This is a genomic window from Microcoleus sp. S13_C3, assembly GCF_036700905.1.
In the GTDB taxonomy this organism is placed as follows: domain Bacteria; phylum Cyanobacteriota; class Cyanobacteriia; order Cyanobacteriales; family Microcoleaceae; genus Microcoleus.
Genome location: NZ_JAUBPT010000152.1, coordinates 1 through 19247, shown reverse-complemented (window position 1 = coordinate 19247; position 19247 = coordinate 1). Strand labels below are relative to the sequence as shown.

The following is a 19247-nucleotide window of genomic DNA, read 5'->3' as shown; positions in this document are numbered from 1 at the left end:
CCAATAACCAATAACCAATAACCAATAACCAATAACCAATAACCAATAACCAATAACCAATAACCAATAACCAATGCCCAATGCCCAATGCCCAATACCCAAGGCCCAATTACCAATTAGCAACTAACAAAGGATAAAAAATTGTGAATCTAGCTGAAGGGGTTCAAATTGTTTCGTTTGGCATACTGTCCGTAATGATGATTGCAGGAGCACTAGGAGTAGTGCTGTTCTCAAATATCGTTTACTCAGCATTTTTGCTGTGCGGCGTATTTACCAGCATTGCCGGCTTGTACCTGTTGCTGAATGCCGACTTTGTAGCAGCAGCGCAGGTATTGATTTATGTTGGCGCTGTTAACGTCTTGATTTTGTTTGCGATTATGTTGGTGAACAAGCGCGAAGATTTCCGCACTATTCCCAACGCTTGGGTGCGTCAAGTAGCAACAGCAGTAGTTTGCGTAGGCTTGTTTGCGCTTTTGGGTACGATGGTGGTGTCTACTCCTTGGGCTATTGTCGCGACGACAGGAGCACCTGCAGAAAGTTCGATCGTCACAATCGCCAAACATTTCTTCACCGACTTTTTGCTACCTTTCGAGTTAGCATCAGTGTTTTTGTTGATGGCAATGGTAGGAGCAATTGTCCTAGCACGCCGCGATTTTTTCCCGGATGAACTGTCAAAGAAGCTATCGGAAACACCCGCTTTGAGTTTGCCGGAAAGACCTCGCGAATTAGTTTCTGCCGGAGATGTGTCTTCGCCAGAATCTAAGTAAAAGTAGTGAGTCTAAATGATTCGTACAATTAAGGTAGGGGCAATTTCCCCGTGGTTGCCCATATCGGAGGTAGGTACGGAGCACTACCCCTACTGTATGAATGATTTAGACACGCTACAGTAGGGTGTTCACTGCACCTATCTCTCTGTCTTGTAGTAATGTTGATTGAGAAAGACTCAAAAAATTTATGCAACTGCAACTCCAGTATTTCCTGTTATTAGGCGCCGCACTTTTCTGTATTGGTATTTACGGTTTGATTACCAGCAGAAATGCAGTGCGCGTGTTGATGTCGATCGAGTTGATGCTGAATGCTGTCAATCTCAATTTGATGGGTTTCTCCAATTATCTCGATCCTGTACAAATTAAGGGCCAAGTATTTACCGTGTTTGTAGTTACGGTAGCGGCGGCTGAGGCTGCCGTAGGTTTGGCAATTGTTTTGGCGATTTATCGCAACCGCAATACCGTAGACATGGAAGAATTTAACTTGCTGAAGTGGTAATTAATCAATAGTCCTTAGTCATCAGTCATCAGTCATTAGTGACAAACTAATGCAGATTAAAGACTGATGACTAAGGACTAAGGACTAAGGACTAAGGACTAATGACTAATGACTTCTAGTAATTTCTAGAGTAATTCTGCCACCGAAATCAGGGATGGGGGCAGCAGGTTTCGAGAGTTGTAGTTTAACTTTCTCGACTAACGGTAGTTGTAAAAGCGCTTGAGCAATAGTATCTGCTAGGCGTTCGATTAATAAAAACTTCGAGTCTTTGACTAGGTTTTGAATCAGAGTAATTGCGCTGCGGTAATCAAGAGTATGTTGAATATCATCACTTTTTCCAGCTTGCGATAAATCCAGCCAGAGAGTAACATCCACTTCAAACCACTGGCCCAAAACTTGCTCTTCCGGCAGATAGCCCGTATACCCGTAGCAGCGAATTCCTGTAAGTTGAATAGAATCCATTTTGCAATAAACTAAAAGTGCGTTGCCTAACCAACTTGTATTAAACCAGATAAAGTTCTCTTTCTCTTCCCTGTCTTTTTTGGCCCTCTTCCTCTTCCCTCTGCGCCCTCTGCGCCCTCTGCGGTTCAATCACTCTTATTCTATCTTAAATTTCACAACTCTCCTCCTTTCTCCAACTTATCCAATAAATCCTCAGCAACTTCATACCATTTCCGCCTAATTTCAGCATCTTCTGGCTTTTCTGTCAAGCTGCGCCCTTGTAATTCTGGATATTTATTGTAATATAATTCATCCACTTTTTGATAAAAAATATCTTGCTCAATGTTGAGATTTTTGCGTCGTTTCCCAATCTTTTCTTGACGAATTATCTCTGCTTCCTCTAAGGATGTATCGGGAGGCGGTTGGCGCGAAGAAAATTTAGGTAAATCCGGCAACTTTGGCAACGTGAAACCCGATTTGACTACACTAAAAGCTAAAAGTCCTGGCACCAAAACGACAGTTAAACTCCCTAGGGTTTTCCAAGGAATTAACTTGAATGTGCTGTTGTTGTTAACAATTTGAGGAGTTTGGTGAACAGGAGTATGATTGCTGGTAGCAGTTTGAGTGGTGTTTTTGAAAGGGCGGCCGACAAAGTTCATTGTCACCATTTGGGAAATTATACTGCCAATTTGAGAGAGTTTTGGATCTTTGAGTGCTTCGCGGACTTCTTTTGCGGATTGGTAGCGATCGCCCGGTTGTTCTGCTAACATCCGATCCAATACCGTGGCTAAATTTGAGCTGACACTGACGTGCGATCGCCAATCCCAAGTTTTATTATTGATATCGTACAATTTTTGAGGCTTTTTGCCACTTAGCAATACCAACGCCGTGACGGCTAAAGCGTACAAATCGCTAGCGGCAGAAACTTTCCCCAGCCGCATTTGTTCGGCTGGCGAATAACCCTGTTTCCCGATCGCCGTATCCGATTGTCCGTTAAACTGAAGTACGGCATTGGCTGCAATTTGTTTGACTGAACCGAAATCAATTAAAAATGGTAGTTTGTCAGCATCATGCTGAATAATATTATCCGGGGAAATATCGCGGTGAATTAAATTTTTTGAGTGGATGTATTCTAAAACTGGTAAAAGCTGAAATAGCAGTTGAGTAACTTCAGCTTCGCTAAAATTTTTACCTTGCTGCTGGCGCGATATCAATATTTCTTCGTAGGTTTGACCTTTGATATAATCTTGGACTAAAAATAAAGATGGATTCCCGCCCAAATCCGTTCGCAGGAGCTCTCGAAAACGGGGGATTTGCGGGTGTTGGAGGTGGTAAAGCATACTCGCTTCGCGATCGAACAATTCGGCCGCTTTCGGGCTGTGAACCACCGGGGAAAACTCTTTGAGCACGCAATGTTCGTTGTAGCGGTTGATATCTTCGGCGAGATAAGTGCGGCCGAAGCCACCCCGGCCCAATTCGCGGAGGATGCGGTAGCGTTTTTCGAGAGTCGAACCAGGGGCGAGGAGGGAGGAGTTAGACATAAACAACGGAAAATTGTTCGAGTTGGGGAGTCGCCGAGCACAGTATAGCTTATTGTAGCTAAGTTTGTTTGAATGCGAGGGAAGGAAGGGCGATCGCTTTTTTTGGGATGGATGAAGGAGAATGGACACTTTACTTAAGATTCAGTAGACCTCTTGCAAAAATCCTTTCATTAATTGATGGGACGGGCTCTCCGGCCCGTCCCACAAGAGTTATTTCTTCTTGTGGGACGGGCCGGAGAGCCCGTCCTAATTATTTTTGCAAGAGGTCTAGTATCTACAGGATATCGTAGGGGCGGGTTTTACCCACCATCTATAGTTAGAAACCAAAAATATAATAAACCCGCCCCCACCCAACGACACCTCCAAATCTAAATTTTTGGCATTCGATCGAACCTCATGTTAATCTGGATTATCTGCTGTGTGGGGCGGGTTTATATAAATTGTTCGTGAACATCAAATATTGTTGGTAAAACCCGCCCCTACAGGCTTTTTTATTGTCTGGTTTGATCGCCTATCGAGAATTTACAAATCCCGATGAGTAAACCCCTTCGCATCCTTCCCCACATAACTCGCGGCAACATGGCCATCCCCAACAACTCGATACTTATAGGTAATCAACCCCTCTAAACCCACTGGCCCGCGAGGTGGCAGTTGCTGCGTGCTAATCCCCACTTCTGCACCGAAACCGTAGCGGAAACCGTCGGCAAATCTAGTCGAACAATTGTGATAAACTCCGGCCGCATCGACTCCATTTAAAAAAGTTTCTGCGACTTCGCTATCTTCGGTCACAATAACATCTGTGTGTCTCGAACCGTAAGTATTGATGTGATTAATTGCCTCTTCCACAGAATCTACTATTTTGATTGACAAAATCAAATCGCTGTATTCTGTAGACCAATCCGCTTCATTTGCTTCGGCAATATTTTCTAGGATGGCGCGAGTTTTTTCGTCTCCCCGCAATTCGACTTTTTTCTGCTGCAAAGCTTCGGCAACTGGGGGCAGGAATTTGGGGGCGATCGCACTATGAACTAACAAAGTTTCAATGGCATTGCATGCGGCTGGATACTGAGTTTTTGCATCGACAGAAATCTCTACTGCTTTCTGAATATCCGCCGCTTTGTCTGCGTACAAATGACAAATGCCGTCGGCGTGTCCCAACACGGGAATTCTGGTATTTTCCTGCACGAACCGCACGAAGGAATTAGAACCTCTGGGAATAATCAAATCTACATATTCATCCATTTTCAGCAGTTCTATTGTTTCTTCCCGCGTGGTGAGCAACTGCACGACTTCTGGATTAACCGCTGTTTCTGCTAATGCTTGATGTATCACTTTTGTCAAGATTTCGCAGGAACGGACTGCTTCTTTGCCACCTTTGAGAATTACGCCGTTTCCTGATTTGATTGCCAAGGATACTATCTGAATTAAAGCTTCTGGGCGCGCTTCAAAAATAATGCCTAAAACGCCCAAAGGACAGGTGACGCGCTTCAGAATTAATCCTGTATCCAATTCACGGTGAATTTGCACGGAACCTACGGGATCTGGGAGTTTCGCAACATCTCGCACGCCCGCGATCGCACTTTTCAACTTGCTCTCATCCAACTTGAGGCGATCGTACAGCGGTTTCGCTATTCCCTCCGCGCTTGCCGCCTTGCAGTCAGCCGAATTCGCTGCCAAAATATCCGGCGCAGCAGCTTCTAAAGCTTTCGCAATAGCCTCAATAGCTTGATTTTTGGCATCTGCGGACAAAACTGCCAATTTTCTAGCAGATACGCGGGTTTTTTGGGCAATTTCAATAATAGACATGGCAGTAAATTTTAAATAGTTTTGGGTTTTGGGTTTTGAGTTTTGAATTGAATCCCCAGAAATAAATTTCGGGGCGGTTTTCAGTTTTAACAATTCTCAAGGAAATTCTATATTTTTGTTGAGACCCCTTACAGTAATCGGCATTAACAGGTTAAAACAGTGAAGTATAGATAAAATCCCACGAGCATTTCCCTTTGTCAATAACCTTTGGAGATTATTATGTCATCTCATGCCCCTTTACGCAAGGCAGGGCGATCGCGCAAAGCCGGCGTTAAACTGATACAGAAAACTGGCGGAAATCTTGTTTTAGCTTCCGGCGTCACCATTACCATGCTATTTGGTATGGTGTTAGCGCTATCTTTAGCCTCTGTTTTGATTCTCAACAGCCCCGATCCAGTCGCCGGATTGGCGATCGCACTTCCCATAACTCTAATTTTCAACATCGCTGCTTTTTTCCTATCGCCTTACTTGATGGACTTAACCCAAAATTGGCTATACCATACTCGCTGGGTTTCCCTAGCAGAAATAGAAAGCCTAAGTCCCGAAACAGCTAAAGTTATTCAGAAGGTTTGCAAGCAGAAAAAACTCTCTTATCCGCGTTTAGGAATTATCGACGACCAAAACCCTACTGCTTTTACTTACGGTTCATTTCCCAACAGCGCTCGCTTAGTCGTCAGTCAAGGTCTTTTCACCTATTTAGACGACGAGGAAATTGCCACTGTTTACGCCCACGAACTCGGTCACATCGTCCACTGGGACTTTGCAGTAATGACCTTAGCTTCGACTTTGGTGCAGATTACTTATTTAATTTACACTACAGCTCAAAGGATGGATCGAAGTGGTGGTGACAAAGCTAAAGATGCGGCCGGTACGGTAGCTGCTGTCGCTTATTTGTTTTACATCGCCGGCACTTATTTATTGCTGTATTTGTCGCGGACGCGAGAATATTTTGCCGACCATTTTGCCGCCGAAACTACTGGCAACCCCAATGCTTTGTCTCGCGCTTTGGTAAAAATTGCTTACGGTATTTTGGAAGAAGGACAAAGAGCAACAGAACCCAGCAGCTTATTAGAAGGAACTCGCGCTTTAGGCATTTACGATGCCAAAGCTGCCACCTCTACTGGCACTGCTTACAGGATTTCTTCGGAACCAGAAAAGATTGGGCGAGTGTTTTTGTGGGATATGTTTAATCCGTGGGGTTGGTGGATGGAGTTGAACTCGACTCACCCGCTGACTGGTAAACGAGTTCGCGCTTTGAGCACTTATGCCGAACAATTAGGCTTGGATATTGAGTTTGATATGGGCCGAATTGTCGGCGAAGGCAACGATTTGAGCAAGCGGAAATTGTACGGCAATTTTGTGTTCGATGTACTGCTGTACAGTGCAGAAACTCTGGGGTTAGCGGTGGGTTTTGCGATCGGCATTGCGCTGTATGCTGTAAACCCGATGATGATGATTTCTTGTCCTTTAATCGGTTTGGGCGTGGGAATTTTGCTCAAGACTTTGGTGATGTTCCCCAATTACGAACAAGCAGAACACTTAGATGTTTTAACCTTAATGTCTGACCCTTATGCAAGTCCTTTGCGGGGTCAACCGGCGCAACTAAAAGGCGAATTAATTGGTCGCGGCGATGCGGGTTATGCGTTTGGTTCTGATTTGAAATTGCAAGACAGAACGGGAATGATTTATCTGCGATATGCTTCTCGTTTTGGCCCAATTGGTAATTTTCTGTTTGGCATGAAACGGGTTAAAAGTTTGATTGGGATGGATGTTAGGACTTTGGGTTGGTTCCGCCGGGGTGTTGCACCTTGGATGGATTTGATTCAGCTTGAAAGCGATAGCGGTACGACGGTTAAGAGTTATCACCGCTTCTGGTCTTTTGTCATGGGTATCGGTGCGATCGCGATCGGTATTGCATTTCTATTCGTGTCATTTCCAGCTTAACAGTTGACAGCACTTTACTTACTACAAATTGGTTCGTAGTGAGGAATTCAGTCCTCCAAAATAAACTTTAAGGACTAAAGTCCTTCCTACAAACCTCAGAATGGTTATATATAGCAATCCTCGCATCAGTCGCAAAATCGAGCGAGACCAGAATCCTTGCTGTGCGAGCCAGAAAGCTCGCGTATAATGCAAGCAAATCATTTAGGATTGCTATAGTTGATCTATCGGTTGGGTTCAACGAAGTGAAACGCAACAATCTCAATCCTACAACCCTTTATTTATCTTGGTTCTGGGGCGCTTGTCGCCCCCTAAACTATTTCGCCTTTTTCTATAGCGCCCAGAGCTTTCAGCGTGGCTATCTGTGCTACGGTTAAACCTGTCATTCCAGTAATAAGCTGTCGCGCATTTAAATTGCATATTCGAGGCGGGCGGGACGCCCACCCCACAAGAGTTGGATTATTTTTTGACATACAATTTAAATGCAGAACAGCTTATTCATGCAGACCCGTTTGGTGGATGATTCCCGCGACTAGACCGCAGGGGTCTAGATATTGTACTCTAATGGTAGATGCTATAGATTTCATCCTATAAAAATACCATTCCTCTCTTCCCCAACTTGCGGAATTTAGGTTGTAATCCAGGCAGGTAGTAAATCTTGATTTCACGTTTCATTTGAATCAGCCATGAGTAAATTAACTGAAGGAACGCAAAATTTCTGGTCGCAAATCAGGAATTACCTACTTTCATCAGGCTTGACAATTGTCATAGCTTTTTTTGCGCTTGGATGGCAGGAGGGAAGCACAATTACTTTTTTTCTAGTTTTTGGCTTTCTGTGGTTGTTGTCTGATACAAAAGAAAAAATTTTGAGAAGTTTACCCGATCGATTCGATTATAAACCAGCAATTTTGCAAGACTATCCTTTGCTAAGTTTTACTTGGTTGGAACAACAAACTCTAGAATTAGAAAGTTTAGGGTTTGTTCAATTAATTGATTATACAACCGGTGCTAACCCAGGATTTGCCAGGTGTTTTGCTCACCCAAAACATTATTGCTACGCTGAAGTGTGTCAAGTTTTCAAGGCAAATGGCGAATCATTTTCTAGACAAGCTGTTATTTTAAGTGCTTTGGAGCAAAGATGGGAGTTAGCGAATATTAACCGAGAAGTCAATATTACAGATAGTATTGCTTATGGTTTTTGGCGAAATGGCAAAAAAATCAGAATTTACCATCCTATCTCTAGCTTAGATAACCTTTTGCAAAATCATTTAAACTGGAGACAGCGAATGCAGACCGATCTAGGGATAGCTTTACTGAGAGATATTTCCTGGGAAAATTATGTAAGACTAGAAGAAGATGCTGTTGCTTATCGCAAACAAGCATTGAAAAAGAAAATTTTGCTGTTGGCGATGATAGAAGTGACGAAATTTGAATTGAACCCCAAGTCAGAATGGTTAGGAGATTATGCTAAGCTTGTAGTTTAGATAAGAAAATGATTGAAAGAAGCAGAAACTCTTTAAGATAGGTGCGGTACGATCGCTTTTACTACGACTCTCACTCAATGCAATTAACAAGGCAAACATGACAGCCAAAATTGCTACCCTCAGCCTCTTGTTTATATTTTTGACTCTCGCATTCAGCAACACGCTTTTCAAAAATCATCTGTTAAAACCTTTCACTGACAGCAATTTTTCCAACCAATTAACATCTGATTTGACAACCTTGACCGCCCAAACGGAAAACAGAGAGAAAAAAAACACCGTGCAAGATATTCTCGATGACAGCGCAAAATTAGAAAAACTAGCTGGCGACTTCCAATTTATAGAAGGCCCGATTTGGCATCCAGACGGCTTTTTGCTGTTCAGCGATATTCCCGCCAATATTATCTATAAATTTGGCTCAAATCAGCAAGTTGAGGTATTTCGCCGCCCTTCGGGAAAAGCCAACGGGAATACTTTAGACAAAGAAAACCGCTTACTTACTGCCGAACACGAAAATCGCCGCGTATCCCGCACAGAAAAGGACGGCAAAGTTATCACATTGGCGGATAGATACGAGGGCAAGCGGCTCAACAGCCCGAACGATTTGGTGGTTAAATCCGACGGCAGCATTTATTTTACCGATCCGTCCTACGGTGTTAGTAAAGACCAGGAAGAATTGGGTTTTTACGGTGTTTATAGGCTGGCACTAGACGGAAAATTAACTCTGCTGGTTAAGGATTTGGTGCTGCCGAACGGCATCGCTTTTTCACCAGACGAGCAAAAACTTTATGTCAACAATTCGGAAGCCGGATACATTGCCGTTTTTGATGTAAAACCAGACGGAACTGTTACAAATGAGCAGCTTTTTGCGGAGTTAAAAGATGCTAGTCAAGGCGGAGTTCCCGACGGTTTAAAAGTTGATGTAGAGGGGAATGTTTACAGCACCGGGCCGGGGGGAGTGTGGATTTTTTCGCGGGATGGCAAGCTTTTGGGGAAGATTTCTGTGCCTGAGACGGCGACTAATTTAGCCTGGGGAGAAAGCGATCGCAAAACGCTTTATATTACCGGAAGTACAAGTCTGTATCGGATTCGGCTTAAAATTGCGGGTGTGCGGCCTGGAAAATAATCTAAAATCGGGCGAAGTTGAAAATAAAGCGGTTTGTCGTGAGGACTTTATTCCTTACGGCAAACACTTTTTATTAGGGTTATTGAGCGGGCATGATATAATCGTACTTTTGAAAATCAGTCATTCCCAATTCTAACATCTAAAATCTAAAATCTCAAATGGTATTAATAGCTCGGTTGCACAAATTTCTGACTGCTACAGTCGATCGCAAATCCCGATCGCACACAATATTTTGGTTGGCTCTGAGCTTGACATTTGCCACAGTTTATGCTACTTTAGGACTCAAGCAAGTCTTTAGCGCCGAGTATATGGTGCAAGACGATGCGAGGCAGCACGTTTTCTGGATGATGCGGTTTGTCGATCCTGAATTATTCCCCAACGATTTCATTGCTAATTACTTTCAATCAGTCGCCCCCGCAGGATACAGCACGCTCTACAAATTAGCCGCAACAATTGGCATTCACCCGCTATTATTTCACAAAATATTGCCGCTATTTCTCGGCTTAATCTCCACTTATTACGGTTTTGGCCTTTGCCTAGAAATGCTGCCAGTGCCGATGACTGGATTTATTGCATCTTTGCTGCTAAATCAGCATATGTGGATGACCGATGATTTGGCTTCCACAACGCCAAGAGCTTTTATATATCCGATATTTCTGGCTTTTTTATATTATTTATCGCGCAGTTCCTTGCTGCCTTGTTTAGGGGCGATCGCGCTTATCGGACTATTCTATCCTCCTTACGCCTTGGTTGCTGCTGGAATTTTAGTTTTGCGGCTGCTATGCTGGAAAAACGGCGGTTTGCGCTTGTCGGGCGATCGAACAAATTACCTATTTTGCACTACAGGTTTAGGAGTAATCTTTTTAGTAATGCTGCCCTATGCCTTAGATAACTCTGAATTTGGCCCAACTTATACCGCAGCAGAAGCGAAGCAAATGGGCGAATTTGCACCAGAGGGCAGAAATGCTTTTTTTCGTCCAAACCCGGTAGATTATTGGCTGACAGGGCGGGGCAGCGGGATGTTTCCCAAGTCGCTGTTTACGCATGTAACTCACTGTGTCGGGCTGTTATTTCCGCTGCTGCTGTTTTTGCGATCGGCTTTTCCCTTAGCAAATCAGATTCAACGCCAAATCTGGCTTTTGCTTCAGCTATTTTTAGCATCTTCGGCGATGTTTTTTGCTGCTCATGCTACCATTTTTAAGCTGTATCAACCAGGTCGCTACACGGCTTACAGTTTGCGATTTATTATTGTTTTTATAAGTGCGATTTCCCTAACTTTAATTATCGATGGAGTCGGTCATTTGGCATTAAAAAGCGCAACAAGATTTGATGTAAAAAAAATCGTTGCACTAATTACGACAGCCACAATCGCTATCGCCGTTGTCCTTTATCCCTGCTTGGTTGAAAAATTTCCCACAGTCGGGTATGTAGAAGGTAAAATGCCGGGTTTGTACAAATTTATTGAGCAAAAACCTAAAGATATCCTGATTGCTTCGATCGCGGCAGAGACTGATAATTTGCCAACCTTTAGTCAGCGTTCTGTTCTGGTGGCAAAGGAATATGCAGTGCCGTATCAGAAAGGCTACTACAGCAGATATCGGCAGCGAGTTAACGATTTAATTCGCGCTCAATACACTCCCGATCGAGCTGTATTGCAAAGTTTCATTAATCAATATGGAGTTGATTTTTGGATGGTCGATCGCAATGCTTTGACTCTTGATTATGTAGAGGACTACGGCTGGATCGATGACTTTGATTCTACACCGCAGGCGATGCTTTCTCTCAAACAAGGGAAAATTCCCGCTTTAGCTTCAGCAATGACAAGCTGTGCTGTTTTTCAGAATGAAATTGTAGTGGTTTTGGATGCGTCTTGTATTGTGAAATTGACCGGGAATTAAGGCGAGACAGAGCTTTGGAATATGCGTTACCAGGAAGAGGCTGGGAACTAGAAAGAGCTGTTCGGATTCTGAAGCTACAATTGCTGTATGGAGATTCTTTAGGAGCGATCGCCCAATGCGTTATAATGCCGATAAGAGATAATGGTGCGAGTCAATGACACAAGTTCTCGATCGGGAAACTCTCGATGGGCGAGTGGTGCTCAACGGCACTTGGGAGCAATTCAAGTTAATCCAGAAGGTTTCGGAAGATTCCCCTGGCATAAAGTTGTCTTTTTTTGCAGGGGCGATCGAGATTCTGATGCCGGGATTCCAACACGAAAATTTTTCTGAAATCATTGGTTACTTGGTGACTACTTTTCTGCTGCAACAAGGTATTAAGTTTTACCCTTCTGGTTCAATGACGCAGGAGAAGACGCCAGAAGCTTCAACTCAAGCAGACAAATCGTTTTGTTTGGGAGAACCTAAGTTGATTCCCGATTTGTCGATCGAGGTGGTTTATACTAGCGGTGGACTGAGCAAGTTGCCAAAATATCGAGCTTTGGGCGTGCCTGAAATCTGGTTTTGGGAAGATGGCACGCTGCGGCTGTATCATCTCCGCGAAGATGGCTACGAGCAAGTAATTCAGAGTCAACTGTCAGGATTGGAAACGCTGGATATCGATTTGCTAAGACGCTGCATTTTGATGGGTGAAACTGATTTGGCTGAAGCGGTTAAGGTTTTTGGTCAGGGAATCTCGCTCGATCGTACATAACAGCAAGACGTTCGATTTTCCGGTGGAGGCGATCGAAATTTTAGTTGTTTTGGCAACATCTGGAAAAAAGAGAATCCCCAGATCCCGGACTTTTTAAATAAGTCTGGTTCTGCTGTTGGTGGGAATGAGAAATACAGTCTTTTGTAGGGGGAATCCCCTTGCGGTTGCCACTCCTGATGGGTGATGTTGCGGATATCGTGCAATTAAATAATCTCCGCAATCAAAGGTGAATATAGATCCAGGGTCAAGTTCACAGACAATGAAAATTGCACAAAAGCTCGATCGCCAATTATCTCTTCAACAAAAACATGACAACACTTTACGTCAACCCGCAAACAGGCAGTGATTCCGCAGCCGGCACCCAATCGGCTCCATTCAAAACTATAGCCCGCGCGATCGCCCGCGCTGCATCGGGAACTACGATTCAGTTATCACCGGGAACTTACAGCGCTGCTAGTGGCGAAAAATTCCCCTTGGAAATTCCATCGGGAGTAAAAGTTATTGGCAATGAAACTAACAAAGGTAGAGGCACTCTAATTCAAGGAAGTGGCAAATTTGTCAGTCCCACCGCTGCAAGCCAAAATATCACGATACTGCTAGCAACTAACTCGGAACTGCGCGGAGTAACTGTCACTAATCCCGATAGTCGCGGCACGGGAGTCTGGGTTGAGTCAACTTCTCCGACTGTGGCTAACTGCACTTTCACTCAATGCAAGCGCGAAGGCATTTTTGCCACGGGCACTGCTAATCCTGCGATTCTCGACAACATATTTGTGGAAAACTCAGCCGCTGGCGTAATTACGGCGGGAACTGCTAAGGGAGTAATACGGCGCAATATTTTTCAAAAGACGGGTTTCGGCATCTCTCTGCAAGCTCAGTCGGCTCCTTTGATTGCTGATAACCAAATTTTGGAAAATCGCTCCGGTATAGTTTTATCAGGGGAATCTAAGCCGATTTTACGCAAAAATCGCATCGAAAAAAATACGGAAGACGGTTTGACTGCGGTGGGGAAGTCGCTGCCAGATATTGGTACTGCTCAAGATTTGGGCGGCAATATTTTTCAGAATAACGGTGAATTAGACTTGCAAAACGCGACTGGGGTTAAGATTTCTGCGGTGGGAAATCAGCTCAACTCTTCGCGGATGAAAGGTTTATTTGATTTGGACAATGTGACGGCAACTCCGACTCCTGGCGGGGTAAATTTCAGCGACATCAGCACGCATTGGGCTAAGGATTTTATTGAGCGCTTGGCAAAGATGAATATTGTTAGCGGGTTTCCCAACGGCACTTTTCAACCTTACGAGATTGTAACTAGAGCTCAGTATGCGGCTATGTTGGCGAAGGCGTTTGAATTGGTGCCGCGCCGTGAGGCGACGGTTTTTAAGGATGTGGCGGCGGATTTTTGGGCCAAGGGAGCGATCGACCAAGCTAATCGAGCTGGCTTTTTGGCTGGATACCCCGACAGGACGTTTCGCCCGGAGCAGAATTTGACTAGAGTTCAGGCGATCGTTTCTTTGGTAAACGGCTTGCAGTTGGGCGGCGGCAACCCCAATTCTTTGAGCGTTTATGTCGATCGATCTCAGATTCCCAGTTTTGCCACCGACGAGATAGCAACCGCCACAGAGCGCAAACTCGTGGTCAACTATCCCGCGCGCGAAAAGCTTTCCCCCGCCCACGACATCACCCGCGGCGAGATATCCGCCCTCATCTACCAAACTCTGGTAGCCACAAAGCGGGCCGAGCCAATTAACTCTCCCTACATCGTCTAAGGGAATTGGGAGACAAGGGATAGGAGAACTTAGGGTACAAAGAACCAAGCCATATCCCCTCGCCCTTGTCTCCGATTGCCTCACTCTCACCCACTCTCACCCACTCTCGCCCGCTTCCACTCTCCCAAGTCTTGATTTGCGAGTACCCGAATCGTTTTATGATTAAACATTAAGAAATTAAGCAATCCTTATTAAGGTTCGACTGTCAGATTATGGCTAAAATTCAATTTTCTCGGGGTATAGACGAAGATGCTGTACCCGAAGTGCGCCTAACCCGTTCTAAAACGGGAGCTCAAGGCACTGCCACCTTTATCTTTGAAAATCCCAAAGCTCTCAGCAGTACCAGTACCGAAGACATTACTGGAATGTACATGATCGACGAAGAAGGCGAACTCCTCACTCGCGAGGTTAAGGCTAAGTTCATCAACGGTCAGCCTGCGGGTTTGGAAGCTCTTTATCTAATGAGAAGTCCCGAAGAATGGGATCGATTTATGCGTTTCATGGAACGCTACTCGGAATCAAACGGCTTAGGATTTAGCAAGGCATAATTGATGGGGAATAGGGCATGGGGCATGGGGCATGGGATATGGGGCATTGGTTAAGCTGTCGCGCATTTAAATTGTATATTCAGGGCGGGCGGGACGCCCAACCCACAAGACTTTAATTTTTTTGGACATACAATTTAAATGCCGCCACAGCTTATTGGTTATTAGTTATTTGATAATGAATAACTAATAACCAATAAATCGCAACTAACTAATGACTTCTTCCCTCTTCCCTTTTCCCTTTTCCTGATTCCTTCTTGCTTCTTCCTTTTTCCTTCAATATCTGTTATATGACGCAAATTCCTCACCCCGACTTATCTAAAATAACCGTAAATTGCGCTATCATTACTGTTAGCGACACGCGCTCTGCTGAAACAGACACTAGCGGCTTGTTAACTAAGAAGCTGCTAAAAGATGCGGGTCACTCTGTGGTAGCTTACACTGTTGTTAAAGATGATGCGGCAAAAATTGTATTGCAAATGCAGGCGTTTTCCCAGCGTGAAGATGTGGATGCAATCATTTTTAACGGCGGCACGGGCATCGCTCCCCGAGATACGACTTACGATGTGATGGAGAGTTTGCTAGACAGGATTTTACCGGGATTTGGGGAGATATTTCGGTTTTTGAGCTATCAAGAAATTGGTTCGAGGGCGATCGCCTCTCGGGCAGTGGCAGGCGTGTATAAAGGCAAGTTAGTCTTTTCTCTTCCTGGATCTAGCAATGGCGTGAAACTAGCTGTGGAAAAGCTAATTTTACCCGAATTAGTTCACTTGGTGACGCAGTTGCGCGGAGGGTGATATCAATTCCGGTAACACCGGAATGATGGGGAGTGGGGAGTGATCCGTGGGGGAATGTGGAATTATTGACCTTGACTCGATCATTCCCACCCAACCGGAAACGATAGGAGGTCGCTTTCTTCAATCTCTTCAATCTAAAATCTAAAATCTAAAATCGCAAGCCCCCGGGTTTAGCAATGAGGTCGCTTTCTTCAATCTCTTCAATCTCTTCAATCTAAAATCTAAAATCTAAAATCTAAAATCGGCTGACTGGCTGCATTCACCGCAAGAAACGGGTGGCTTTGAGCCTACTCTATCGCTAAAGTGAGGAAACATCAAAATTCCCTTGACTTAGACTAGATGATTTCGATGCAGAATGCGAGTGTCTATGCTAGCGAAGATTATCACCGGATTGCTCGGGCGATCGCCTTTATGCGACAACACCACCTAAACCAGCCCAATCTGGCAACTGTGGCCCAACACATAGGACTGAGTGAATATCATTTTCAACGGCTATTTACTCAATGGGCCGGCATTAGCCCCAAGCGGTTTTTGCAATATCTGACAGTTGAATATGCCAAGTCAAAAATCACTCAGACTAAAAGCCTTCTCGACCTAACATTGGACGTGAGACTATCGAGTCCCGGACGATTACACGATTTATTTGTGAACTTGGAAGCAATGTCACCAGGGGAGTTCAAAGCAGGCGGAGCAGGTTTACAAATTCGCTATGGCATTCATGATACCCCCTTTGGCACATCTCTAATCGCGACAACTACCCGTGGTATTTGTAATCTTTATTTCTTGGATACAACAGACGAACAAACCGCTGCACAAAGACTGCGATTGACCTGGAAAAATGCTGAAATCATTCGTGATGAGCAAGCCACTCAATCATTGCGCGACCTGATTTTCAATTCAGAAACTCTCAGCGAGCAAAAACCACTAACGCTCTTGGTAAAAGGCACTAACTTTCAGATTCAAGTTTGGCGAGCACTTTTGCAATTGCCATTTGGTGCGATCGCCACCTATCAGACTATAGCTCAAATGGTAGCACGCCCAACTGCTGCTAGAGCTGTAGGAAATGCGATCGGTAACAATCCTATCGGCTATCTAATTCCATGTCACCGAGTCATTCGAGAATCTGGAGAAATCGGTGGCTATGGCTGGGGAGTAGAGCGTAAAACAGTCATGTTAGGTTGGGAAGCTAGCCGTACAATCTGCGAACCCACCCTCGCAGGAATAGAGCGATCTAACGGTGTCAATCACCCGCTGCAGACTACCTCCGTTCCCAACAAATAACCTCTGTGCGATCGGGTGCATTGACGTTGTTGTGCTGCGTCGCCTAGACAACTTTTAATAACCTCCGACTTCAATGACCGTTCTTTTTTCTCGACCGAAAGCATCCGGGATACAAGCCCCCGGATTCATCCGTCCAGAAATAAAAAACCTGTATCCGATGAAACTTGCCCCCCGAATTTATCGGTGGGGTCAATGCTTCTATTCTAAAATCTAAAATCTAAAATCTAAAATCTAAAATCGATTGACCATCCCATTTCAACAACTGTGCGTACCTCGTAATCAGCAAGTTCCCGTTTTAAAGGTAGTGGGGCACATTCATCAAGCAGGATTCGCATAGGCTGTCAGCATCTCCTTGGCTAATTCAAGAGCTGCAATTGTCTGTTCCCAACTGACACTAGGGAAATGGTCTAGAAATACCTCTAATGAATCACCAGCCTCAAGATAATCAAGTAGGGTTCTCATTGGTACACGAGTCCCAACAAAAACAGGGGTTCCCCCCAGAATATCGGGGTCGCTATGAACAACACGGGATGTTAATGTCATAACAAATTCAGCCAACTGGCTACCAGCTTTTACAACAATTGTATCCCAAAGTCAATCGATTTTAGATTTTAGATTTTAGATTTTAGATTTTAGATTTTAGAATAGAAGCATTGACCCCACGGATAAATTCGGGGGGCAAGTTTCATCGGATACAGGTTTTTTATTTCCCCGGTCCTGAGTCTGCTTTCGGAATGAATCCGGGGGCTTGTATCCTGGATGCTTTCGGTCATTTGATTTTCGTGAGCAGAAAGCCAAACACACGATCGCTAGCATCCATTTTATCTAAAACTACAACTTTTAGCAGTTTAGGCTGGGAAGCTAGCCATACAATCTGCGATCGATCTCGATAGCATTACTATTTTTGCTACTTGCCTTCGCAATCGATCGCAGATAAATTTCAGGGTGCAAGGTCGATCGATAATACACTAGAAATATTGCTGTATCGCCAGTTTTTCAATGACCAAGAATTTCAAAGGTGGTACCCGCCACGTGATTTATCCGTGGAATCAATCCAAAATCTAAAATCTAAAATCCTCACGCCCCCGAATTTATCTCGCGCAAGTCAATCCAAAATCCAAAATCTAAAATCTAAAATCGAATGACGCTGCCTACCGGATCTCGTTCTCCTGCTTTGTTCCAAACGCTTTCGCTGGTAGCTGACCCGATCGCATTTTTCGATCGCTACTCGGCCAAATACGGCGATACATTTACCGCCCGCGTGTTGGGGCCCGCTTCCCCCCCCGTGGTGTTTCTGGGCAGTCCAGAAGCGATTCAGGCGGTGTTTACGACGTTAGCCGATGCCTTTGAGTTTGGCAAAGTGACCAACGTATTTCGCCCCCTGGTCGGAAATGAATCCATAATAATGAATGAAGGGTCGCGACATCTGCGACAGCGACAGCTATTAATGCCCGCGCTGCATCGGGAACAGTTGCACAGTCAAGGGCATTTGATGGTTGATTTGACGCAAAAGCACACGATCGACTGGAAAGCCCCAGATGCGATCGCAGTCCGCGAAGAAATGTTAGAAATTTCGCTGGAAGTAATCTTGCAAGTCGTGTTTGGATTAGTGCCGGGAGAGCGCTACGAACGCCTGAAACAATTGCTCAGCAAGCTTTTAGAGGCGATTACCTCTGAGCTGTACTCCCTACAATTTTTCTTTGAACCGTTGCAACAAAATTTGGGTTCTTGGAGTCCGTGGGGGCAGTTTTTGCAGCAGATGGCGGAGATTGACTCGCTGATTTATGCGGAAATTGCCGAGAGGCGATCGCATTCTCTCGATTCGTCTCGCACGGATATTCTGTCGGTGTTGATGATGGCCCGCGACGACACAGGCGAATCCCTCGGCGATCGAGAATTGCGCGATCAGTTGATGACGCTGTTGTTATTGGGACATGAAACGACTGGATCGGCGTTGACTTGGGCGTTTTACTGGCTGCATCAGTTTCCCGAATGCCTTGCTAGGTTGCGGAAGGAATTGGATGAATTGGGCGAGAATCCCGATCCGATCGCACTTTCGCAGTCGCCCTACTTAACAGCAGTCTGCAAGGAAGCGCTGCGGGTTTATCCAATTGCCTTAATTTCGCAGCCGCGCAAGGTGAAACGGACGATCGAACTCGAAGGCTATACATATCAACCGGGAACGATTTTAATCCCCTGTGTCTATTTGGCGCACCGTCGGCCTGAAACCTACGAAAATCCGGCCGGGTTCAATCCCGATCGCTTTTTAGATCGCAAGTTTTCCGCCTCTGAATTTTTACCGTTTGGAGGCGGGAGTCGAAGCTGCATCGGGATGGCGCTATCGATGTTTGAAATGAAGCTCGTTTTAGCAACGGTGCTGTCTTCCCGTGAGTTTGTATCGAATCTCGATCGGCCAATTCGTCCGGCGCGCCGGGGAATCACCTTTGTTCCGCCCGATCGATTCCGATTAACGGTTGTGGGCGATCGGCGTTAGATTCAGTGAAACACCCTGTCAAGCAAGATATAGCCCACATTCCGCACCCCAACTGGCACATAGGCAGATTGAGGGGATAAAAGTGAATCATCCGAGATCGAGCGTGAGTA

At 45.0% G+C, this 19247-nt stretch carries 17 protein-coding genes; 13 read left to right on the top strand and 4 right to left on the bottom strand.

What is annotated here, in order from left to right; genetic code table 11:
• Positions 1 to 143 precede the first annotated feature (143 nt).
• Together QUA16_RS29340 and nuoK are read left to right on the top strand one after the other, a co-directional pair.
• Positions 144 to 767 (top strand): NADH-quinone oxidoreductase subunit J, encoded by a 624-nt coding sequence (locus tag QUA16_RS29340; RefSeq protein ID WP_333070831.1) that lies wholly within the window; start codon positions 144 to 146, stop codon positions 765 to 767.
• A gap of 193 nt (positions 768 to 960) precedes the next feature.
• Positions 961 to 1266 (top strand): NADH-quinone oxidoreductase subunit NuoK, encoded by a 306-nt coding sequence (gene nuoK, locus QUA16_RS29335; protein WP_333107704.1) that lies wholly within the window; start codon positions 961 to 963, stop codon positions 1264 to 1266.
• A gap of 105 nt (positions 1267 to 1371) precedes the next feature.
• On the opposite strand, the gene folB is transcribed toward nuoK, so the two are convergent.
• From folB to QUA16_RS29320, 3 genes are all read right to left on the bottom strand, one after another.
• Positions 1372 to 1728, bottom strand: coding sequence for a dihydroneopterin aldolase (folB, locus tag QUA16_RS29330; protein ID WP_333107691.1), 357 nt, complete (start codon positions 1726 to 1728; stop codon positions 1372 to 1374).
• A gap of 152 nt (positions 1729 to 1880) precedes the next feature.
• Positions 1881 to 3248, bottom strand: coding sequence for a serine/threonine-protein kinase (locus tag QUA16_RS29325; RefSeq protein ID WP_333107692.1), 1368 nt, complete (start codon positions 3246 to 3248; stop codon positions 1881 to 1883).
• A gap of 522 nt (positions 3249 to 3770) precedes the next feature.
• On the bottom strand, positions 3771 to 5054 hold the full coding sequence (locus QUA16_RS29320; RefSeq protein ID WP_333107693.1) for a glutamate-5-semialdehyde dehydrogenase: 1284 nt from the start codon (positions 5052 to 5054) through the stop codon (positions 3771 to 3773).
• 219 nt (positions 5055 to 5273) lie between these two features.
• On the opposite strand from QUA16_RS29320, the gene QUA16_RS29315 reads away from it, so the two are divergent.
• The 10 genes from QUA16_RS29315 (at position 5274) to QUA16_RS29270 (ending at position 16643) form a co-directional block, all read left to right on the top strand.
• Entirely contained in the window at positions 5274 to 6998 is a 1725-nt protein-coding gene (locus QUA16_RS29315; RefSeq protein ID WP_333107694.1) for a zinc metalloprotease HtpX, read from the top strand.
• Positions 6999 to 7681: 683 nt separating this feature from the next.
• A complete protein-coding gene (locus QUA16_RS29310; protein ID WP_333107695.1) occupies positions 7682 to 8479 on the top strand; it encodes a hypothetical protein in 798 nt (265 codons plus the stop codon).
• A gap of 97 nt (positions 8480 to 8576) precedes the next feature.
• Complete coding sequence (locus tag QUA16_RS29305) at positions 8577 to 9602, top strand: SMP-30/gluconolactonase/LRE family protein (protein WP_333107696.1); 1026 nt, start codon at positions 8577 to 8579, stop codon at positions 9600 to 9602.
• A 158-nt stretch (positions 9603 to 9760) separates the two neighbouring features.
• Positions 9761 to 11500: a hypothetical protein gene (locus QUA16_RS29300; RefSeq protein WP_333107697.1), complete on the top strand. Its 1740-nt coding sequence runs from the start codon at positions 9761 to 9763 to the stop codon at positions 11498 to 11500.
• A gap of 14 nt (positions 11501 to 11514) precedes the next feature.
• The gene (locus QUA16_RS29295) at positions 11515 to 11658 is read left to right on the top strand and encodes a hypothetical protein (protein ID WP_333181544.1); all 144 of its coding nucleotides are present in this window, start codon (positions 11515 to 11517) and stop codon (positions 11656 to 11658) included.
• On the top strand, positions 11655 to 12251 hold the full coding sequence (locus tag QUA16_RS29290; RefSeq protein ID WP_333107698.1) for a Uma2 family endonuclease: 597 nt from the start codon (positions 11655 to 11657) through the stop codon (positions 12249 to 12251). Before QUA16_RS29295 ends, QUA16_RS29290 begins: the two co-directional genes overlap by 4 nt.
• 308 nt (positions 12252 to 12559) lie before the next feature.
• A complete protein-coding gene (locus QUA16_RS29285; protein WP_333107699.1) occupies positions 12560 to 14020 on the top strand; it encodes a DUF1565 domain-containing protein in 1461 nt (486 codons plus the stop codon).
• Positions 14021 to 14232: 212 nt separating this feature from the next.
• Positions 14233 to 14568 carry a photosystem II reaction center protein Psb28 gene (psb28, locus tag QUA16_RS29280; RefSeq protein WP_333057059.1) on the top strand — a complete coding sequence of 112 codons (336 nt, stop codon included), beginning with the start codon at positions 14233 to 14235 and terminating at the stop codon, positions 14566 to 14568.
• 287 nt (positions 14569 to 14855) lie between these two features.
• On the top strand, positions 14856 to 15362 hold the full coding sequence (locus QUA16_RS29275; protein WP_333107700.1) for a MogA/MoaB family molybdenum cofactor biosynthesis protein: 507 nt from the start codon (positions 14856 to 14858) through the stop codon (positions 15360 to 15362).
• A 348-nt stretch (positions 15363 to 15710) separates the two neighbouring features.
• Positions 15711 to 16643 (top strand): methylated-DNA--[protein]-cysteine S-methyltransferase, encoded by a 933-nt coding sequence (locus tag QUA16_RS29270; RefSeq protein WP_333107701.1) that lies wholly within the window; start codon positions 15711 to 15713, stop codon positions 16641 to 16643.
• Positions 16644 to 16961: 318 nt separating this feature from the next.
• Here the strand turns inward: QUA16_RS29270 and QUA16_RS29265 are convergent, their stop codons facing one another.
• Positions 16962 to 17186 carry a DUF433 domain-containing protein gene (locus tag QUA16_RS29265; RefSeq protein WP_333107702.1) on the bottom strand — a complete coding sequence of 75 codons (225 nt, stop codon included), beginning with the start codon at positions 17184 to 17186 and terminating at the stop codon, positions 16962 to 16964.
• Positions 17187 to 17784: 598 nt separating this feature from the next.
• Here QUA16_RS29265 and QUA16_RS29260 point away from each other — a divergent pair.
• Positions 17785 to 19137 (top strand): cytochrome P450, encoded by a 1353-nt coding sequence (locus tag QUA16_RS29260; protein ID WP_333107703.1) that lies wholly within the window; start codon positions 17785 to 17787, stop codon positions 19135 to 19137.
• Positions 19138 to 19247 lie beyond the last annotated feature (110 nt).

Excerpts from the sequence above, each read along its gene's own strand:
- folB (WP_333107691.1), bottom strand. The coding sequence starts at position 1,728 with ATGGATTCTATTCAACTTACAGGAATTCGCTGCTACGGGTATACGGGC.
- QUA16_RS29325 (WP_333107692.1), bottom strand. The coding sequence starts at position 3,248 with ATGTCTAACTCCTCCCTCCTCGCCCCTGGTTCGACTCTCGAAAAACGC.
- QUA16_RS29320 (WP_333107693.1), bottom strand. The coding sequence starts at position 5,054 with ATGTCTATTATTGAAATTGCCCAAAAAACCCGCGTATCTGCTAGAAAA.
- QUA16_RS29315 (WP_333107694.1), top strand. The coding sequence starts at position 5,274 with ATGTCATCTCATGCCCCTTTACGCAAGGCAGGGCGATCGCGCAAAGCC.
- QUA16_RS29310 (WP_333107695.1), top strand. The coding sequence starts at position 7,682 with ATGAGTAAATTAACTGAAGGAACGCAAAATTTCTGGTCGCAAATCAGG.
- QUA16_RS29305 (WP_333107696.1), top strand. The coding sequence starts at position 8,577 with ATGACAGCCAAAATTGCTACCCTCAGCCTCTTGTTTATATTTTTGACT.
- QUA16_RS29300 (WP_333107697.1), top strand. The coding sequence starts at position 9,761 with ATGGTATTAATAGCTCGGTTGCACAAATTTCTGACTGCTACAGTCGAT.
- QUA16_RS29290 (WP_333107698.1), top strand. The coding sequence starts at position 11,655 with ATGACACAAGTTCTCGATCGGGAAACTCTCGATGGGCGAGTGGTGCTC.
- QUA16_RS29285 (WP_333107699.1), top strand. The coding sequence starts at position 12,560 with ATGACAACACTTTACGTCAACCCGCAAACAGGCAGTGATTCCGCAGCC.
- psb28 (WP_333057059.1), top strand. The coding sequence starts at position 14,233 with ATGGCTAAAATTCAATTTTCTCGGGGTATAGACGAAGATGCTGTACCC.
- QUA16_RS29275 (WP_333107700.1), top strand. The coding sequence starts at position 14,856 with ATGACGCAAATTCCTCACCCCGACTTATCTAAAATAACCGTAAATTGC.
- QUA16_RS29270 (WP_333107701.1), top strand. The coding sequence starts at position 15,711 with ATGCAGAATGCGAGTGTCTATGCTAGCGAAGATTATCACCGGATTGCT.
- QUA16_RS29265 (WP_333107702.1), bottom strand. The coding sequence starts at position 17,186 with ATGACATTAACATCCCGTGTTGTTCATAGCGACCCCGATATTCTGGGG.
- QUA16_RS29260 (WP_333107703.1), top strand. The coding sequence starts at position 17,785 with ATGACGCTGCCTACCGGATCTCGTTCTCCTGCTTTGTTCCAAACGCTT.